We start from the raw sequence: 17768 nt of genomic DNA, 5'->3' as shown, positions 1-17768 counted from the left end.
AGGTTAAAACCTTTTTAACAGGTCCTTTAAAATAACCGCTGTCATACCCCAAATGACTTCACCGTCATATTTATAGACATACACTTTGTGTTTTTTATGCCCCCAAGGTTTTTGGTATGCTTCGGGTAAACCCAATTCATCAACAGGCAAATAGACTTCTTTGTTGCCAAACTCATCAATATGATAGGGTTTAACTTCACTTCGCAAATTGTACTCTTGGGGTTCGTGAGTTTTAAAATATTCCAAAGGCACTAACACCACTTTTTCTACTTCATTTTCATCTATTTTCATGTTTTGAAAAGCGCTTTCATTCAAAAGTCCAATAAAAGGCTCAATAATCGCCCCAAAGCTTGCAACCATAGTATCCAAACGTCCAATAATTTTAATGTTTTTTTTCTTGATTCCCAACTCTTCTTTGGTCTCACGAAGTGCGGTTTGTTTAAAACTTTTATCCACGCCTACTTCAAATCCACCCCCAGGAAAACAGATATCTCCCCCTTGCCTAATATGTTTGGCTCTTTTTTGAAAAAGAATAAAATACTCCCCTTCAATTTTAACAAAAGGGATAAGTACTGCACTGTTAAAGAGCGTCTCCCTTCCCATAACCCCAGGTTTTTTGGGTAAATTCTTAATTAATTTTTTAAACTCTTGTTTTCTCATACTCTATCTTATTTATTAATATATGCATATAAATCCAAATAAATGCCCACTGTCCAAGTCATCATTTCACTTCCAAAAGCAAAGCCCCAAAGCCAACCATGTTTATATTGATTTTTAGACGGTGTTGTAAAACGATTAAAGACCAAATTAAAATATATACGTTGCATGGCATTGCGATAGGTTTTTTTTCATTTAACCTCTCAATACGTTCCACACTCTGTTTAGCTAAGAGCGTATTATACTCTTTTAAATGGTCAATAATCAACCAATTGGCTACAGGCCACACAGAATCTCTCCAACTCATAATCAGAAGTTAAGAAAAAATAAATAGCATGACTCTTTATCATAAAGTTTTTCAAACCTAAAAGAGCAACCGCTCAATGTGTCAATAGAGTAAACATTACAAAGAAACTGGGCGTTCAATCATGTAACCAATGGAACGCACATTGATAATAAAATCCTCTTTGAGGCTCTTTTTTACTCGATTCACCTCAGCACGAATGGTCGCATTATCAATCTCATCATCATTCCAGACATACTCTCTGAACATGTCATAATTGACCACTCTGCTTCTGTTTTGTGATAAAAGTTCTATGATTTGCAACTGTCGTTTGTGCAAAATGTGCGGTTCGTTGTTAAACAATAAAGTCAACGTATCGCTGTCAAAACTGTAAGATTTTGAGAGCCGTTTATGCGCTTGAGGCACTTGACGTATTTGAAGTATTTTATCAATCCGCAAAGACAACTCTTTAAGATGAAATGGTTTTTTCAAATAGTCAAAACAGCCCAAATCAAATGCACGAGAAATATCTTCAATATCAATCAAAGCAGAAATAAAAATTGTGGGAATGCGTATTTTTTTATTATGAATGGTTTCTAAAAGTGTTAAACCATCCACTCCTGGTACATTAATATCTAAAATCAACAAATCAAATTTTTCTGTAAGGATAAACTCCAAAGCAACATTTCCATCTTTTACAAGTTTTACGATATGTCCTGTTGATTGAATATACTTTGTGATAGCTTCCCCTAACATGGTATCGTCTTCAAGCAACAATATTTTCATTCGTTTTCTCCTTTAAAATAGTAAATAAATGCCGTTTCATCTTCATTGGATTTCAATTCAATTTTAATATGTTCACTGTCACAAATCTCTTTGACAAGATTTAAGCCCAATCCAAAACCTTTTTGATTGGAGTGCTCTCTGTAAAACTCTTCAAATATTTTACTGGGATTTTCTATTTGAGAAGATTTACTCTTAAACGTAACACTGCACCCATTTTTCTCTTTTTTCAAAATGATAAAAATGATTTCATTCTCTTTGGTATATTTTATAGCGTTAGTGATATTATTGTCAATAATACGTTGCAGTTTCGTTTCATTAAAGTAGAGATTAAAATGCTCCAAAGAACTTTGTAAATGAAAAGACAATCTTCCTTTTTTGGCCACAATGTCAAAAAACTCTATTCGACTTCTGAGGTAATCCACCAAATCAATGTTGTGTTTGACATAGATAATTTGTTCGTTTTTAATCAAATAAGACAAATCGTCATAGATACTAAAAACATTTTTCATCGCCGCTTCAATATTTGACAAATAGGGATTTTTACCATACTCCATTTCAAACAATTCAATGTTGTTCATAATCACACTTAAAGGGGTATTGGTTTCATGAACAGCATGTTTAATAAACAAATCTTGTGATTTAAGTAAATTATTGGAGTAATACTTTTCGGTTTGTAAACGCACTCGTTGTTTATCATAATCCAGTGTTGATTGGGCGATTAAATGTGTCAAAGCTCCAATCGTAACAGCATACTCATTCTCTTCATGACTTTTTTTAATCACCTTTTGAGTGGGTTTTATTCTCTCTTTAATATTGGCTTCACATAAACCAACCACCGTAAAGGTTTGATTCAAAAGTTCATTGTGCCCTTTATTGTGATAAAACTCAGCATAGGTAAAAAAGCCTACTGTAGGAGCTACTTTTACAAAAGGATCAATTTCTATATTGATTAAATTGGGCATATAACGTCTTCGTGCCATACATGAGTAGATAAAAAATGTTTGTGCATTTTGTGCTGAGATTTCATTAAACGTTTCGATTGATTTTTTCATGATCATCTCCGCATTTCCAAACCCCAGTCTGACCTTATCTCCCACTTTTAAATTACCAGCAAAACTTAAACTGCCATCACTGTGCCTAGCAATAACCGCTCGAGCAATCATTAAGCCATTTCTTTCAACAATAAAAGGAAACTCTATGCCAGTTGAAGGCAACTTCTTTGCCACCTCTTCCCCCAAATATTTTTGATAAAAGTCTACAGCCGTCATACCAGAAATTTTATACACACGATTTTCATGTATTTCATCAATCGTATGTTCCACCCCAATGGGTGACCAATTAAAGCGATAATCATTGTAGACTTCTAAAATATCTGAATTTAAAGCCACACCCACTGCTCCTTGAGAAATGATTTGTTCATTATCACAAATGTATGTTTGTATAAACTCTCCATTGTCTCCTGCCATTCCTCCACAAATGACAACTTCATTATTGACCGATTCAATCCCTTTTAAAAACTCCTCTCCATTGCTGCTTGTACCATCGGTAAAGAGTATGAGCAATTTCGTATTCTCTTTGATGAGTTTAGTAGCTAAGTTCACACCATTTTCATAATCATTTTTACTCAACACATGGGCACTTGTAACTTCAGTTTGATTAAACACGGAAATCGAAATAATGGTTGTATGTGTATATATTTTATTGTTATCTATCTCTCCATCGGTTGTTGTTCCAATGACAACAGCTAAAGGCAAATAGTGTTTTAACTCTTTTGTAATCTTGGCTAAATTCTCTTTTTTTTCACCACAAAAAATTTGTACTAATATATTGGCTTGGTTAAAAAACTTTTCAAAAGGAATTAAAGCGGCTAAATCTCTGTTTTCATATTTATAATTATAAGTTTTCATGCCCTTATCATATCAAATTATTGTCAAAAAATACTCAATAATTGACCACAAAATAGAAGAATTCTGCAATGCTATTTTCATGCTTTATTGGTGCTCTATTGGCGCTATAATTCTAATGTAGAATTTCATTATCGCAAAAATCTACGGATACATTGTCTGTACATTGGTGCAAAATTCACAAAACAAAAGGAAAAAAAATGGCATATACAAAACCAACTTACAAAGCACAATATGAAAATTTTATTGGGGGAGAATGGGTTGCACCACAAAGTGGTGAATATTTTGAAAATGTATCTCCCGTTGATGGAGAAATTCTTACACGAATTCCAAGATCAAATGAAAAAGATGTTGAAGCAGCAGTAATGGCAGCAGATACTGCATTTCAATCATTTAAACACACTTCAGTTGTGGAAAGAAGTACCTTGTTAAATAAAATCGCCGATGCGATTGAAGCCAATTTAGAGAACATTGCTATTGCAGAAACATTAGACAATGGTAAAACCATTCGTGAAACACTTGCAGCAGATATTCCTTTGGTTGTTGATCATTTCAGATATTTTGCTTCAGTCATTCGTGCAGAATCTGGAACGGTATCGGATTTAGATGAAAATACCATTTCGCAAGAGATTTATGAACCTTATGGGGTTGTTGCTCAAATTATTCCTTGGAACTTTCCACTGCTTATGGCTGCTTGGAAATTAGCTCCTGCATTAGCTGCTGGAAACTGCGTGGTTATGAAACCCGCTTCCGCAACACCAATGTCAATTTTAATTTTAATGGAAACCATTCAATCTGTTTTACCTAAAGGGGTAATTAACATCATCAATGGTGCAGGTGGAAAAATCGGTAAATATCTCTCTACTCACCCAACGGTTAAAAAAGTGGGATTTACAGGAGAGACAACTACGGGTCAATTGATCATGCAATATGCCACTGAAAACATTATCCCATCAACACTAGAGTTGGGTGGAAAATCACCCAATATCTTCTTAGAATCAATTATGGATGCCGATGACGAGTTCCTTGATAAAGCCATTGAAGGTTTGGTTCTGTTTGCATTCAACTCAGGAGAAGTGTGTACTTGTCCTTCAAGAGCATTGATTCAAGAGTCAATTTATGAACCATTTATGAAAAGAGTATTAGAAAGAGTTAAAGCCATTACTCAAGAAAATCCATTGGATCCTGCAAATAAAATGGGAGCACAATGTTCAACAAACCAACAAGAGAAAATTTTAGATTACATCAAAATTGGTAAAGAAGAAGGGGCTGAATGTCTTATTGGTGGAGCAGCATATGAAAATAAAACCTATCCAAAAGGGAACTATATCCAACCAACCATCTTCAAAGGTCATAACAAAATGAGAATTTTCCAAGAAGAGATTTTTGGGCCAGTTCTTGCCGTAACTACGTTTAAAGATGAAGATGAAGCTTTAGCCATTGCCAATGATACTATTTATGGATTGGGTTCAGGTGTCTGGTCAAGAGATGCTCATCAACTCCATAAATTTTCAAGAGGAATTGAAGCAGGAAGAGTTTGGGTCAACTGCTACCACTTATACCCATCACATGCTTCATTTGGTGGATATAAAAAATCAGGTATTGGAAGAGAGACTCACATGATGATGTTAAACTCTTACCGACATACAAAAAATATTTTAACCTCTTACAGCAAATCTGCTTTAGGATTCTTTTAACAGTTTGCCATACAGTATAGGGGAAACCCCTATATTGTACTTATATTAAGGATAAATCATGGACACACGAAGAGTAATTATCACCGATGCAGCAGCATTGGTTGTTGAAAAATTAAAAGCGGAACATGGCGAATTGGTTTTTAATCAAAGCGGTGGTTGTTGTGATGGAACAGCACCCATGTGTTATGAAAAAAGCGATTTTTATGTCCCAAGCAGAAATGTTAAAATGGGTGAAATTTGTGGATGTGAATTTTTCATTGACAAAGACCAATTTGAGTATTTCAGACACTCTCAAATCATTGTTGATGTCAAAGAAGAGAAAGCAGCATTTGGAAACTCTTTTTCACTGGAAATTGACATAGGCTATCAGTTTATTACACGTTCAAGACTCTTCAGTGATGAAGAGTATAAAGCCCTAGAAACGTTAGAAAACTCAATCTAAAAGCACAACACTGAATTGTGCTCCTTTATACTCTTTCCCATTGTATGTATAGGTCACGTTTTTAATTTTGAGCTGCCCATTCATGTGCTGTTTAACAATCTCTTCACACATATAAAGCCCTATTCCTGTCCCTTGTGATTTGTGTTTGGTGGTAAAATATGGTTCAGAAACTTTATTGATAATATCTTCAGGTATTCCCCCCGCATTATCTTTTATCTTAATCACAGAAGAGTTATTGATAGAATAAATTTTTATAAATATCATTTTCTCATCATTAGAGGATTCTAAGGCATCAATGGCATTGGTGATGATATTCATAAAAACTTGAACCAACTCATTTTGGAATCCCACGATTTTTATATCTTGAAAATCCTCAATTATGTGAACATCTTTTAATTTTGGTTTTAAAAGTTCAAGACATTTTTTAACACAATCTTTGACAAAAAACTCTGATTTATTCTCTTGGGGCTTAAAAAAATACATAAAATCATTGACCGTTGATGAGAGATGCTTAGATGTGCTGATGATGGTATTAATGGTTTCATTAAAAAAGTCATCGTCCAAATGACCAAACTCTTTTTTAAGTCGTAATCCACTCGCTCCCGTGGTAATAATCGACAAAGGTTGTCTCCATTGGTGTGCAATATTTTCTATCATCTCTCCCATGGCTGCCATTTTAGATTGTCTTGAAAGCAATCGGTCTTTTTTTAAGTTTTTTTCAACTTCTGTTTTGATTCGCTCTTCAAGTTGATTGTTGATTTGGATTAACTCTTGTGTTTTTTCTTCAACAGATTTTTGCAACTCTTTATTCATGGTTTTTAGTAGTTTTTGTCGATATAAAATCGCGCCACTGATCAAAATAAACAGCGCTAAAACTTTCCACAAAAAGCCATAATCAACCTCTTTGTCATACTGAACATAGAGCCATTTATTCAGTAAATTATTCACCGTGCTGTTTCCTATGCTGTTTACGGTTTTATCTAAAATATCAAACAGCAACGTTTCATCTTTTACTACCCCTACTCTGATATTGTTGGTTTCATCGAGTTTACTTGAAATTTTTATGTTCGTTATTTTTAAATTTTGTATTTTATATAATGCCGTCGATAAAGGACTAATAGTACCAAAAACTTCCCCTTTGGAGATTTGTTTCAAAGCCTCATCTATGGTTTCAACATCGACAAATTTTATATTTTTGTATTTGCGTTTTAACAGTTCTGAAATGGCATAACCTTTGACCAACGCAATGGTTTGATGCAAATTGCTGATATCATTGTAAAAAGGTTCATTGTTTCTTGTCACCAATACAAAAGGAACTTTTAAATAGGGGTTTGAAAAATTCAGATAACTTTTTCTCTCTTCAGTCATTTGAATACCAGGAATCATATCGCATTTTTTATCTTTTAGAAATGCCAACGTTTCTGTCATGGTCTCTGTTTTAACCAAATCAATTTTTATATTGAGTTTTCTTTTAATGAGTTCGATGTAATCTGCAACAAAACCAATAGCAAACTCCCCTTTTACTCCTGAATAGGGCATGACATTGGGTATTATACACATTTTAATGCTTTTTTTGTTTTTAAGATAATCCAACTCTTTTTGTGTCAATTGTACATCTTCTGAAAAACGAAAAGGGAGAAAAAAATCCTCAATATTGATTGGATTTTCAACCAAACCCATAACATTGTACAAATCATAAATTCTTTGCACTTTATCTTCTTTGATCAATCCCAATTTTTCGTTTTTAAAATAAGAGAGTTTTTTCAAGGCATTGGCTTCAAAGAGTAAAGCCTCTTTACTCAAGTGTTGGGAGTTGTATTTTTTCAAGATAACATCTACACTCAATTTAATATGAGAATAAGCATATTGCCACCCTTTTAAAGAGGCATTTTTAAATGCATTGACATCGTGCATTTCATTATTGATTAAATTTTCATTGGTATACAAAAAATCACTGTACATATCAAAACCAAATTTTTTAGGGTCAAAAACAGTATATTTCACTCCCATTTTTTGTAAATCGTAAGGCGTTTTTGAAATGTATGCAGAGATAATATCGGTGTTTTTATTGACCAAATCATTGATATTGTGCGTGTGTTTTAAAAATTTTAAATCACTTAATTGAATATTATGCGAACTGATCATGGCTTTAAGTGAAACTTCACTGGAATCATCAATGGTGGTCATAATGCGCTTATTTTTAAAATCATTGACGCTTTTAATCTGGGAATCTTCTGTGGCCAATAACACTAAAGGAGTCGCTTGAAAAAGAGCATACAGTGCCACAATTTTTCTCTTTTTTGCACGTTCTAAAATAAGTGTTTCCCGCCCTACGGCAAAATCGATTTTCCCTTCACTGACTTCAAGTGGAATGTCTGTGCCAAATGTAAAAGGTTTGATTTCAACATCAAAACCAGCTTCTTCATAAAAGCCTTTCTCTTTGGCCATATAATACCCAGCAAATTGAAATTGATCAAACCAAGAGAGTTGTAACGTAACTTTTTTAAGCTCTTTTGCATTAAGTGTAGTGCTTACTATAAAACAGAATAAAAAAAAGATTAAAAATCTCTTGCTCAAATTTTTCCCTTGCAAAAAAAGTATATTAGTATATCCAAACATTGTCATCTTTTCATCACTAAACAAATAAATTAAAAAATATTAAACTAAAAGGCTTTTTCAAGGGATTTTCCTTGGAACTCAATCTGCTTTTTTTCAAAAATAACACGTTTTCACTCTTTATGATTTTGTCTTTCTACCCACTCTTCGTCTTGTCTTGGATCAAACTCAGAAATGATGGCACCTGAAGCCACTGGCATATGAACAAAAAGACTTAAATCATCATCTGCTATACGTTGTTTAGAGAGAGAATAGAGTGCTAAAAAAATACCTAAAAAGGCAAATATAAGGAAAATACTCTCTTGATTGATATACTTAAATGTTATCCCAATAACAATAGGAGCAATAAATGAACCCAAGCCATAGGTAAAAAGCAGTGCTCGACTGATTTCAACAATATCTTTGCTCTCATCAAGAACATCATTTGCCCGTGACAGACTCAAAGGATAAATGGCAAAAATACCCACTCCCAATAAAACGCCAAAAATATAAAACAGTGGCTTATACGCTGGCATTAAAATAAATAAAATCGCCACGAGTGCAGTAAAAAATCCACAAAAAGCAATGAGTTTTCTTCGCCCATAAGTATCGGAAAGTTTACCAATAGGCCATTGTGCAATCAACCCTCCCAAAATTGTCAATGCCATAAAAATGGACAATATCTCTTTAGAATCAAACACATAAAGAATATACAAAGGGACCATGGTAAAAAAAGCCCCTACAAAAAAACCACCTATAAAACTTCCTGTAACTGCTAAGGGAACCACAGAGTAGAGTTTTGGAAAACTGTAACGTTCAAATGGTTTGAATTGTGGCTCTTTTATTTTTGTCATTGATATAACGGTTAAGGAGAATAAAACCAACACCGAACCAATGGCAAAAATAGTATATTCTGAGTGACTGGGAACATTTAAAAGAAGTTGTCCTAATGCCGTAGATAAATAAAATATGATGGTATAAATTGCCAATATTTCACCTCTGAATTCATTGGAACTCTTTTCATTGAGCCAACTTTCTATGACAATGAGCAAGGCATAAAAACAAAATCCAGAAAGCAGACGTAACAGTGCCCAAAAGAACTCATTTATGCCCAAAGAGTGCAATAAAAATGAGATGACCATAAGAGCAGCAAAGACCGAAAAACTTCGTATGTGCCCCACATTTGAAATGATTTTTTGACTGAAAATAGAAGAGAGCATGGCGCCTAAAAAGAAAGCCGAATTGATTAACCCAATCACCAAATTCGAAGAGCCATTCTCTTTTAAAAAGATTCCAATAAAGGTAATCATCATGCCATATCCAATGGCCAAAAAAGTGATGGCAAAAAAGAGTGATGAGATAGAAATAATTGAATTTTTTATTAAATTCACGTGAAAATACCTTCTGATTAATTGTTTTAAAATTTCTTCATACTATTCAATTCAAAGTTAAAAAACGCTAAAAATAACAGTAAGCTCATAATATTTATGACCGCTTCAACTCTGTTCTTTTTTTCTACAATATAAACTCACTGCACTTGCCCTATTGGAAAATTGATACAGCGGTTTTTTCTGTATGCAGTTATATCGTAAATTAACCGAAGGGAGAGCAAAAACTCTCCCTAAATGCCATTTGCTCTCTTTTATCAATTGAGAATAAAACATATCAAATGCCCCATTTGTTATACTGTTTCTTGAAGTGAATTATTGGAAGGTTTTGCTTTCACTTCCTCTTTTCCTGTAAACTCTTTTGCATTGGTGTCATTGACAATGAGTTTTGCAAGGTTATCAGTCTCTTGGGCTATATGATGCGTTTGTGAAGCTATCATCGCATTTTGTTGGGTTTGGTGATCTAAAGAATTTACAGCATTATTAATCTGTTCAATTCCAGCGAGCTGCTCTTTCGATGCCATCTCTACATTTTTAATTAATTGTATTGTTTTAGAGATATCATCTTTGAGTGTTACGTACCCATTTATCATATCTTCAGATATTCTTTTCCCATCATTTGCTTTTTCTGTTGCTTTTAGAACAAGCGTTTTTATCTCTTTTGCAGCATCGGCACTTCTAGTAGCAAGATTTCTCACTTCAGCCGCAACAACAGCAAACCCTTTGCCCGCTTCTCCTGCTGTTGCTGATTCAACGGCTGCATTAAGACTTAAAATATTGGTTTGGAATGCAATTTGGTCAATAACGGTAATGGCATCATTAATGGCATTGACTTCTACATCAATTTCATTCATCGCTTTTGTAGTAACTGAGGCCAACTCTTCTCCTTTAGAAGCAGAGCTTGTAACGTGGGAAGCCAGATTTGACATCTGTATAATATTGTTGGTGTTATTTGAGATATTCCCCGTAATCTCCTCTAATGCAGCGGCTGTCTCTTCTAAAGCAGCGGCAGCTTCATTTGAGTTGTGATTTAAAGTATTGACATTGTTAATCAATACATGTGAACTCTCTTCTAAGGTTAACCCATTTGATTTATTTTCAATCAATATTTGACTAATGATATCAGCAAGATTATTGACACCTTTAGCGATAGCCCCTTCATCATTTTCTACTCTTGGTCTAAAATCTAATTTTGCAAAACTTTCAAAAACAGCATTAATCTTATTGATATCTTCACAAACATTTTTACATGTAACATCCAACATATTGTTGAAAATATCTTTAAGCTCAGTGAGATTCTCATCTTTGGTTGATTTTTCTATTCTTTGATTTAATTTTCCTTGCCCCACTAACGAAACGACTCGTTTAACATCTTCGATTAATTGGGCGTCTTCCTCCATAAGTGTTTTAGTATTTTCAATATTTTGGTTTACAACTTTTGTCATAATCCCAATTTCATCATTTGTATTTATATTGATTAAGGGCGAACTTTTTGTCTCTTTATTCAGAAATTTAAAAATTCCAACAAACCTTGTTGAAAATCATTTAAAGGATTTAAAACAACTTTTTTTAAACTGGTTAATATCGTAGTTGTTAAAACTACAATCAATAATACGATTATCAATAAAGCGGTATTGATAATACTTGAAGTATCATCAATAATATTATCAACAACTTTTTTATCTTCACTTATAAGAGAAATCCCAATATTTTTTCCTTCAAAATCTTGAATGGTTTTAAAGGTATAAAAATATTTATCATCTAAAAAATAGCCCTCTTTTAAAAGGGTTGAAAAATCTATTTTTCCAGCAGCATCGAAAAAGTCTTTATCATATTTCGACTGACTTAAAATGTAGTTACTTAATTTTACTTTGTCCTTCATCAATTTTGCTGTTGACTCAAATTTGTTATCTAACAACACCAAAAGATTTTCATTGTCTTTTTTAAATTGATTAATGATGATATTAAAACGTTGTAAAATTTCCAAAGAACCCAAATATGTGCCATCTTCAAGCACCGGAGTAATGGCAACCAAAAATATTCCTATATTACCAATCTCAATGGTTGTGAGTGATTTTTTTGTCTCTTTTACTTTATTAATGGTATGTCTAAAACCGCTTAAATCATCTCCAAATCTTTTAGGTTTCCAAGCTCTTAGGAAAGATTTTATATCTGCTGTATGAATGTGAATTTTGAGTTGTTTAACATTTGCTTCATTGCTAAACTTATCAGCAATCTCATTTAACTCTTCAATCGCCAAATTTCTGTTATTTGTCTTTAACGCATCAACAATATTTTTATCATTTGCAAAGGCAATGGCATTGGTAATTCCAACTTCCAATCTTCCAGCTATTTTATCCTCTAATTTAGTTATTAAATTAGCTCTTGTATTCTCATACACATTATTTTTTATTTCTGACTTGTATTGATTTAATACAATAAAACTTATTACTAATGCAATACATGAAATACTTATTATCAATATTGATAATCTTTTTCCTAAATTCATAATCGTCCCTTCTCTTTTTAATCCTATATTCCACCATTATATACCTAAAGTATATAAAATGAAATAAAATAACTAACTTTTGTGCTTAATATTTTATTCATTATTATGCATACCAATAACTTAAATTTTATTTTATTATTTTATTATGAGATTAAACAGATAAATAATTATTTTATTGGATTGTCTTTTCTGTGGGTTATTTTTTTTTTGAGTTTCTAAACTATTTTATGATTGCATTTAAAACCGATTTGACATAGGGTGATTTTTGTTTGCCGTAGTTCTCTTGATCCGTATAACCATGAGAGAGAATCTTTTTTTTAGTAGACTCATACGCTTCTCTGGCAAGAAGGTTATTTAACATATACTTTTTATACTCAATCTGTTTTGTATGTTCATCACTTCCACTTTGAATCACATGCAGATGCAAAAAATACTCTTTGCCATTAAAAATAATGGTACCATCTTTTCGTGGTCGCTCAGGAGGAAAAGGGTTTTCACTGATTTGATCTTGAAATCCAAGTGCCAACAGATGTTTCACTGCTTCGTCTAAATCGTTATTTTTATATAAAACAGATAAATCAATTATCCCTTTGCCACCAACTTTAAATGAGGTAGAACCTATATGAATGACATCAAACTGTTCGGTGCGAACAGACTCAATTACACGTTGGGCAACATCAAGATAAATTTCCGACCAAGGGTGAAAACTCGCTTCGATTTTTTTATATTTTAAGATTTTCATTTTTTAACATCTTCTTTCTTTAGCTGAATTGGTGCTTCATCAATATATTTAACAACACAATATTCTGATATTTTACTTCTTCTTGGTTTGTGATACATATATTATAACAAAATACTTCCCAATAAAAACCCTACCAAAGATATTGTCAGCGTCGAAGCGGTTGTTATGTCTTACTCTTTTTTTGTAAAAACGATTCGTCTTGATAACGTTTTTCTGACCGAACTATTCAACAACGCTTCATCAAACATCTCTCTTAAATTTTCATAATTATCATTTGCAATGATTTTATATGAATATTCAAAATGAGCTTCTTCTGGATTTTCTCTGTTTAGTACTACTTCGGTTTCAAATTGTATATCTTTTAATTCCAGTTTTTCAGCTTCTTTTTGAAGCATAATATTGATACAACTTGCCAATGCAGCTTCCAACAAGTCATGTGGTCGAGTATATTGTCCCGTCCCACCTTTCTCTTCTGTTGTATCAATAAGTAAATCTGTTCCTTCCAATTGATTTATATATTTCTGATTTTTACTGATTGATTTCATGGTTATTCCTTATTTTATATTATATATGAATTTATGAATCAGAGGTCAAGTAAGAACGACAAGCTAGCTTATTTTTTTACAAAGTTATCGTTATCACCTGAGCTCTATGCTTCTGCTCGCAGATAAAAAATCTGTTTCTATTACTGACGTTCACGATCTAACTTCCAAGTCAAATAAGCTGTCAGGCAGTAATTTTGCTTTTACTTTCTGCATAAATATTAAAACCTCTAGGGTGTAATTTTAAACTAAATAGGTTATTGTTATCACCTGACCCCTATATTTAGTTTATATTATAATAAAACCTAGTGTTATAGTTAGTAATGCAAATATAAAAAATAACATAACAAAAATATATGCTCTATGACAAATATTTCTTAATTTAACAAGACTTTTTATTTGAGATGTATTATCCTGTTCGGTAATAATCTTTTCATCAACCTCTTGTGGTAACTTTCCTAACAATGGAGCCATTGCCATAGATAAGTTTTTTAGTCCTTCTTTTTCTTGATTATCCCAAAATTGAGCCCATCTTTCATAATGTTTGACCCAAAAATCTCTATCTAAATTATCATTTTCTAACCAATCATCATAATCTAAATTCATATCGTTTTTTAAACTATTAGCAATGTCTTTAATTGAATGATGTTCTAAAATTGTTATTGGTCCAAATGTATCACAAGTTGCACCAAAACAATATCCTTCAAAATAAAAAATTATATCGGATTCTTTTTGTTGAAGACTGTAAACAAATGACCTAAATATAACAGCTGATATTATCGTTAAAAGAAAAAATACAACAGATATTTTAAGATATACTATATCAATAATTGGAGTTGTTTTTGAACTTGATAAAATAAGTGCAATAGCACCAGTTGATAAACCAGCAATCCAAACAACTACGTTATCAGTTTGCTTTTGTCTTTCAAAAGTTTCTTTTTTTAATTCAGGTAATCTTTCTTTAGTAAAATTTATGAGTTGTTCGTGAAGTTTGATGTTACTATCCTTTTTCTTTGTCTAACGCCCTAAGCAGAGGCGCGCGAATTTCGCGCGTCCGACTGTCTTAGCTTGTTAGCGTATTTATTGACCAAACCACTAAATAAGCCCTAATGCGAAAATCACAGGAACTGGAACCCTGCCAGTAAATTTAAATAAGGTTTTACCGTTTGGGGCTTTTAACTCTGTGGCTGAGTACTTGAAAACTGTTTTACCATTTGTTTCCTTAATTTCACTACCAGTAAATTTATAAATTGCAGACCCATTAGTTTGCTTAATTTCATCGCCCGTGAATTTATATTGAGTAGAGCCATTTGGTAATTTAATTTCACTATTTGTAATTTTAAATATTGTTTTTCCATTGGTCTCTTTTATTTCCGTTCCAGTAAATTTATATAATGTCTTGCCATTTGGCGCTTTTATTTCTGAATCTGCCATAAAATTCCCCTCTCGATGATTTTATTATTATTCGGCTAACGTTTGAAATGAGCCGATGAATTGCCCGCAGGGGAATTTATTGGCTCCAATGATTTGTTATAAATATTTTATCTAAAGATTATTTATAAAATTTTTCGCTTTTTTAGTTAGTGAAAATACTAAATTATTATCTTCCCATTTTTTACAATCACCACTTTGAATCAAATACCTATTTTGTTCTTTCGATAAGGAATCATAATAAATATACTCAAAACTTACTGCCTTATTTTCAACAATAAAAGATAATATTCCTTGAGAACATATATCTTTATATACTAAATTTTTAATTTTATTTGATAACTTTTTTATTTGGTACAGATTGTAATAAGTCATCATAATCCATTTGAAATTTATACACTACATGTTTGTTTTTTTGATTTGCACTTAATAATACCGTTTCACTTGTAGTTTTATTGGCATAATCTTTTTGAACTTTTTTCATAAAACTATTTAATATTTTTACCATATCCTCATCATCAGCTTGTGTAAGTAATGTTTCTATTTTATAATTAAATTTATCATTCATAGCTAATTTTATAGTATCTATTGTTCCCGTAGAATCTAAAAGTTTTACAGACCAAAAAATTAAAAAACAAATCACTATAACAATTGAATATTTTTTATTCATCAGATTATTCCTTATTTATAACTATTTATTAGTAATACATTATATACTACTTACATCTAAACTACTTAATAGTTTTACATTTAAGATGTTAACCTATTAAATATAAATAAATACCTAACATAGAGTCTTTTAAATAAAATTATTTCATATTGCAATATTTTTTATAATATTTTTAATCTTTTTATATAATTTTAATGTTAGATTACTAACGTATATCCTTAATAGCATATCATTATGTATGGATATTAATTAAAAATCGTAATAGTTTAACAAAATGATAAATATATCAGGAGTCTATTATGAGTAAAAAGGAAAGTTATTTTTATTGTTAAACCAATCTACAAAAGAGTGATTTTAGAAGTGATATTTCAAAATAAATCAAGGCATGAATAAAAAAGTACTAAGGATTTTACTTGTAGTAAATGAGTTTGTACTTTTTTATTCGTAACGCAGAGTTATGAAGAAAGAGTGCTTATAAAATCACTCTTTCAATCTTTTTAGTGTAAAAAGTGTCTTTTCCCTGAAAAATACAACGCCATCCCAAACTCATCCGCCGCTTCTATAATCTCATCATCTCTGATACTTCCACCTGGTTCAATCACACATTTCACACCCGCTTCTTGTGCGGCGTCGATGCTGTCTCTGAATGGGAAGAATGCTTCAGAAGCTAATACTGAACCGCTTACGTCAATACCTAAATCTTCTGCTTTTCGTAAAGCTGCTTTGGCGGCGTCAACTCTTGAAGTCATACCCATACCAACTGCAACCATGGCTGAGTTTTTCACGTACACTACGCAGTTTGATTTGGTTAAACTTGCTACTTTGTATGCGATTTCCATATCTTTTACTTCTTGAGTTGTTGCTGCTCTTTTTGATTTTAATTCAGAGTTTTTAACCTCATCATCTTCTACTTTATCAGCATCTTGATAAACAAATCCACCATCAACTATTTTGAAGTTAAAAACATCGTTTGCCATTTCAAGTTTAGATGTTCCTTGTTTGAACAGTTTGATTCTTTTTTTCTTGTTTAACTCAACTTCTGCTTCAGGTGTGAAGTCTGCTGCAAAAACTACTTCTAGAAAGATTTCGTTCATCTTAACAGCTAACTCTAAATCAACTACACCATTTACTGCAACCACTCCACCATATGCTGAAATTGGGTCACATCTTAAAGCTTCTGTGTATGACTCTAAAAGGGTGTCTTTAATCGCAAATCCACATGGGTTACCGTGTTTTACAATACATACGGCATTGTCATCACCAAAAGCAGATGCAATTTTAGCAGCTCCACTTATATCTCCCATGTTGTTAAAAGATGCTTCACCTTTTAGGGTGATAAATTTATTTGTAAATTGTGAATCAAACTCATACAATGCACCTTTTTGATGTGGGTTTTCCCCATATCTTGTATCAAATACTTTTGTTCCTACAATAAATTGTTTGTCACCAAAACCATTATTGAATCTTTTGTTCATGTAGTTTGCAATCATAGAGTCATATGCTGCTGTATGCTCATAGGCTTTTATCATCATATCTCTTCTGAACTCTTGTGTATTTGTATTATTTTTTAGATTGTTTAATACTAAGTCATAATCAACAACATCCGTTACAATAATAACAGAGTCGTGGTTTTTAGCAGCACTTCGCACCATAGCAGGACCACCGATATCAATGTTTTCGATAATCTCTTCAAAGTCATCAGTTTTTTCAATGGTTGCTTTAAATGGATACAAGTTTACACATACTAAATCAATACCTTCAACACCTAACTCACGTGCTTGGTCTAAGTGAGATTGTTTGTCTCGTCTGTGTAAAATTCCACCATGAATATATGGGTTTAACGTTTTAACTCTTCCTTCAAAACACTCTGGAAATTTTGTCACTTCGTTTGCTTCAATGACTGCTATTCCAGCATTTTGTAAAGCTTTATAAGTACCACCTGTACTGATGATTTCGTAACCTAATTTTACTAACTCTTTTGCAAAATTCTCAACACCACTTTTATCGCTAACACTGATTAATGCTCTCAAATTAATTCCTCTGTTATTTATAATTTTTCGTGATTATACAAAAAAAGTCATTAGGAGTCGCTTTTGAAAAAAAGTATCCACTGCAGACGTTT

The 17768-nt window shown here is 32.3% G+C and carries 15 protein-coding genes and 1 pseudogene; 2 read left to right on the top strand and 14 right to left on the bottom strand.

Annotated elements, in window-relative coordinates; translation table 11 throughout:
* Window positions 1-3 precede the first annotated feature (3 nt).
* The 4 genes from ACNI3C_RS07820 to ACNI3C_RS07805 all read right to left on the bottom strand — a co-directional run bounded on the left by ACNI3C_RS07820 (window position 4) and on the right by ACNI3C_RS07805 (window position 3633).
* Complete coding sequence (locus tag ACNI3C_RS07820) at window positions 4-660, bottom strand: NUDIX hydrolase (protein WP_419769259.1); 657 nt, start codon at window positions 658-660, stop codon at window positions 4-6.
* A gap of 61 nt (window positions 661-721) precedes the next feature.
* A complete protein-coding gene (locus tag ACNI3C_RS07815) occupies window positions 722-964 on the bottom strand; it encodes a hypothetical protein (RefSeq protein ID WP_419769258.1) in 243 nt (80 codons plus the stop codon).
* A 96-nt stretch (window positions 965-1060) separates the two neighbouring features.
* Window positions 1061-1726, bottom strand: a complete 666-nt coding sequence (locus tag ACNI3C_RS07810) for a response regulator transcription factor (RefSeq protein ID WP_419769257.1) — start codon at window positions 1724-1726, stop codon at window positions 1061-1063.
* Complete coding sequence (locus ACNI3C_RS07805) at window positions 1723-3633, bottom strand: FIST N-terminal domain-containing protein (RefSeq protein ID WP_419769256.1); 1911 nt, start codon at window positions 3631-3633, stop codon at window positions 1723-1725. The genes ACNI3C_RS07810 and ACNI3C_RS07805 overlap by 4 nt, the downstream gene beginning before the upstream one ends.
* A gap of 197 nt (window positions 3634-3830) precedes the next feature.
* On the opposite strand from ACNI3C_RS07805, the gene ACNI3C_RS07800 reads away from it, so the two are divergent.
* Window positions 3831-5327, top strand: a complete 1497-nt coding sequence (locus tag ACNI3C_RS07800; RefSeq protein WP_419769255.1) for an aldehyde dehydrogenase family protein — start codon at window positions 3831-3833, stop codon at window positions 5325-5327.
* Window positions 5328-5385: 58 nt separating this feature from the next.
* Window positions 5386-5769 (top strand): DUF779 domain-containing protein, encoded by a 384-nt coding sequence (locus ACNI3C_RS07795; RefSeq protein ID WP_419769254.1) that lies wholly within the window; start codon window positions 5386-5388, stop codon window positions 5767-5769.
* Here ACNI3C_RS07795 and ACNI3C_RS07790 read toward each other — a convergent pair.
* The 10 genes and pseudogenes from ACNI3C_RS07790 to purH form a co-directional block, all read right to left on the bottom strand.
* Window positions 5761-8346 (bottom strand): ABC transporter substrate-binding protein, encoded by a 2586-nt coding sequence (locus ACNI3C_RS07790; RefSeq protein WP_419769253.1) that lies wholly within the window; start codon window positions 8344-8346, stop codon window positions 5761-5763. The two genes, ACNI3C_RS07795 and ACNI3C_RS07790, sit on opposite strands and share 9 nt — an antisense overlap.
* 152 nt (window positions 8347-8498) lie before the next feature.
* Window positions 8499-9755 (bottom strand): MFS transporter, encoded by a 1257-nt coding sequence (locus tag ACNI3C_RS07785; protein ID WP_419769252.1) that lies wholly within the window; start codon window positions 9753-9755, stop codon window positions 8499-8501.
* Window positions 9756-10054: 299 nt separating this feature from the next.
* Window positions 10055-10945 (bottom strand): annotated as a pseudogene (locus ACNI3C_RS07780) (methyl-accepting chemotaxis protein); the annotation flags it as partial.
* A gap of 311 nt (window positions 10946-11256) precedes the next feature.
* Window positions 11257-12261 (bottom strand): cache domain-containing protein, encoded by a 1005-nt coding sequence (locus ACNI3C_RS07775; RefSeq protein ID WP_419769251.1) that lies wholly within the window; start codon window positions 12259-12261, stop codon window positions 11257-11259.
* Between the two features lie 220 nt (window positions 12262-12481).
* Window positions 12482-13003 carry a GrpB family protein gene (locus tag ACNI3C_RS07770; RefSeq protein WP_419769250.1) on the bottom strand — a complete coding sequence of 174 codons (522 nt, stop codon included), beginning with the start codon at window positions 13001-13003 and terminating at the stop codon, window positions 12482-12484.
* 170 nt (window positions 13004-13173) lie between these two features.
* On the bottom strand, window positions 13174-13548 hold the full coding sequence (locus ACNI3C_RS07765) for an OsmC family protein (RefSeq protein ID WP_419769249.1): 375 nt from the start codon (window positions 13546-13548) through the stop codon (window positions 13174-13176).
* Window positions 13549-13833: 285 nt separating this feature from the next.
* Entirely contained in the window at window positions 13834-14151 is a 318-nt protein-coding gene (locus ACNI3C_RS07760; RefSeq protein ID WP_419769248.1) for a hypothetical protein, read from the bottom strand.
* A gap of 489 nt (window positions 14152-14640) precedes the next feature.
* Window positions 14641-14979, bottom strand: a complete 339-nt coding sequence (locus ACNI3C_RS07755; protein WP_419769247.1) for a hypothetical protein — start codon at window positions 14977-14979, stop codon at window positions 14641-14643.
* A 328-nt stretch (window positions 14980-15307) separates the two neighbouring features.
* Window positions 15308-15646: a hypothetical protein gene (locus ACNI3C_RS07750; protein WP_419769246.1), complete on the bottom strand. Its 339-nt coding sequence runs from the start codon at window positions 15644-15646 to the stop codon at window positions 15308-15310.
* 497 nt (window positions 15647-16143) lie between these two features.
* Window positions 16144-17676: a bifunctional phosphoribosylaminoimidazolecarboxamide formyltransferase/IMP cyclohydrolase gene (purH, locus tag ACNI3C_RS07745; RefSeq protein ID WP_419769245.1), complete on the bottom strand. Its 1533-nt coding sequence runs from the start codon at window positions 17674-17676 to the stop codon at window positions 16144-16146.
* Between the last annotated feature and the right edge of the window lie 92 nt (window positions 17677-17768).

This window comes from Marinarcus sediminis (SeqCode), from assembly GCF_048571275.1.
Lineage (GTDB): Bacteria > Campylobacterota > Campylobacteria > Campylobacterales > Arcobacteraceae > Marinarcus > Marinarcus sediminis.
This window is presented reverse-complemented; position numbering and strand designations above follow the sequence as displayed.

Excerpts from the sequence above, each read along its gene's own strand:
- ACNI3C_RS07820 (WP_419769259.1), bottom strand. The coding sequence starts at position 660 with ATGAGAAAACAAGAGTTTAAAAAATTAATTAAGAATTTACCCAAAAAA.
- ACNI3C_RS07815 (WP_419769258.1), bottom strand. The coding sequence starts at position 964 with ATGAGTTGGAGAGATTCTGTGTGGCCTGTAGCCAATTGGTTGATTATT.
- ACNI3C_RS07810 (WP_419769257.1), bottom strand. The coding sequence starts at position 1,726 with ATGAAAATATTGTTGCTTGAAGACGATACCATGTTAGGGGAAGCTATC.
- ACNI3C_RS07805 (WP_419769256.1), bottom strand. The coding sequence starts at position 3,633 with ATGAAAACTTATAATTATAAATATGAAAACAGAGATTTAGCCGCTTTA.
- ACNI3C_RS07800 (WP_419769255.1), top strand. The coding sequence starts at position 3,831 with ATGGCATATACAAAACCAACTTACAAAGCACAATATGAAAATTTTATT.
- ACNI3C_RS07795 (WP_419769254.1), top strand. The coding sequence starts at position 5,386 with ATGGACACACGAAGAGTAATTATCACCGATGCAGCAGCATTGGTTGTT.
- ACNI3C_RS07775 (WP_419769251.1), bottom strand. The coding sequence starts at position 12,261 with ATGAATTTAGGAAAAAGATTATCAATATTGATAATAAGTATTTCATGT.
- ACNI3C_RS07770 (WP_419769250.1), bottom strand. The coding sequence starts at position 13,003 with ATGAAAATCTTAAAATATAAAAAAATCGAAGCGAGTTTTCACCCTTGG.
- ACNI3C_RS07765 (WP_419769249.1), bottom strand. The coding sequence starts at position 13,548 with ATGAAATCAATCAGTAAAAATCAGAAATATATAAATCAATTGGAAGGA.
- ACNI3C_RS07760 (WP_419769248.1), bottom strand. The coding sequence starts at position 14,151 with ATGAATTTAGATTATGATGATTGGTTAGAAAATGATAATTTAGATAGA.
- ACNI3C_RS07755 (WP_419769247.1), bottom strand. The coding sequence starts at position 14,979 with ATGGCAGATTCAGAAATAAAAGCGCCAAATGGCAAGACATTATATAAA.
- ACNI3C_RS07750 (WP_419769246.1), bottom strand. The coding sequence starts at position 15,646 with ATGAATAAAAAATATTCAATTGTTATAGTGATTTGTTTTTTAATTTTT.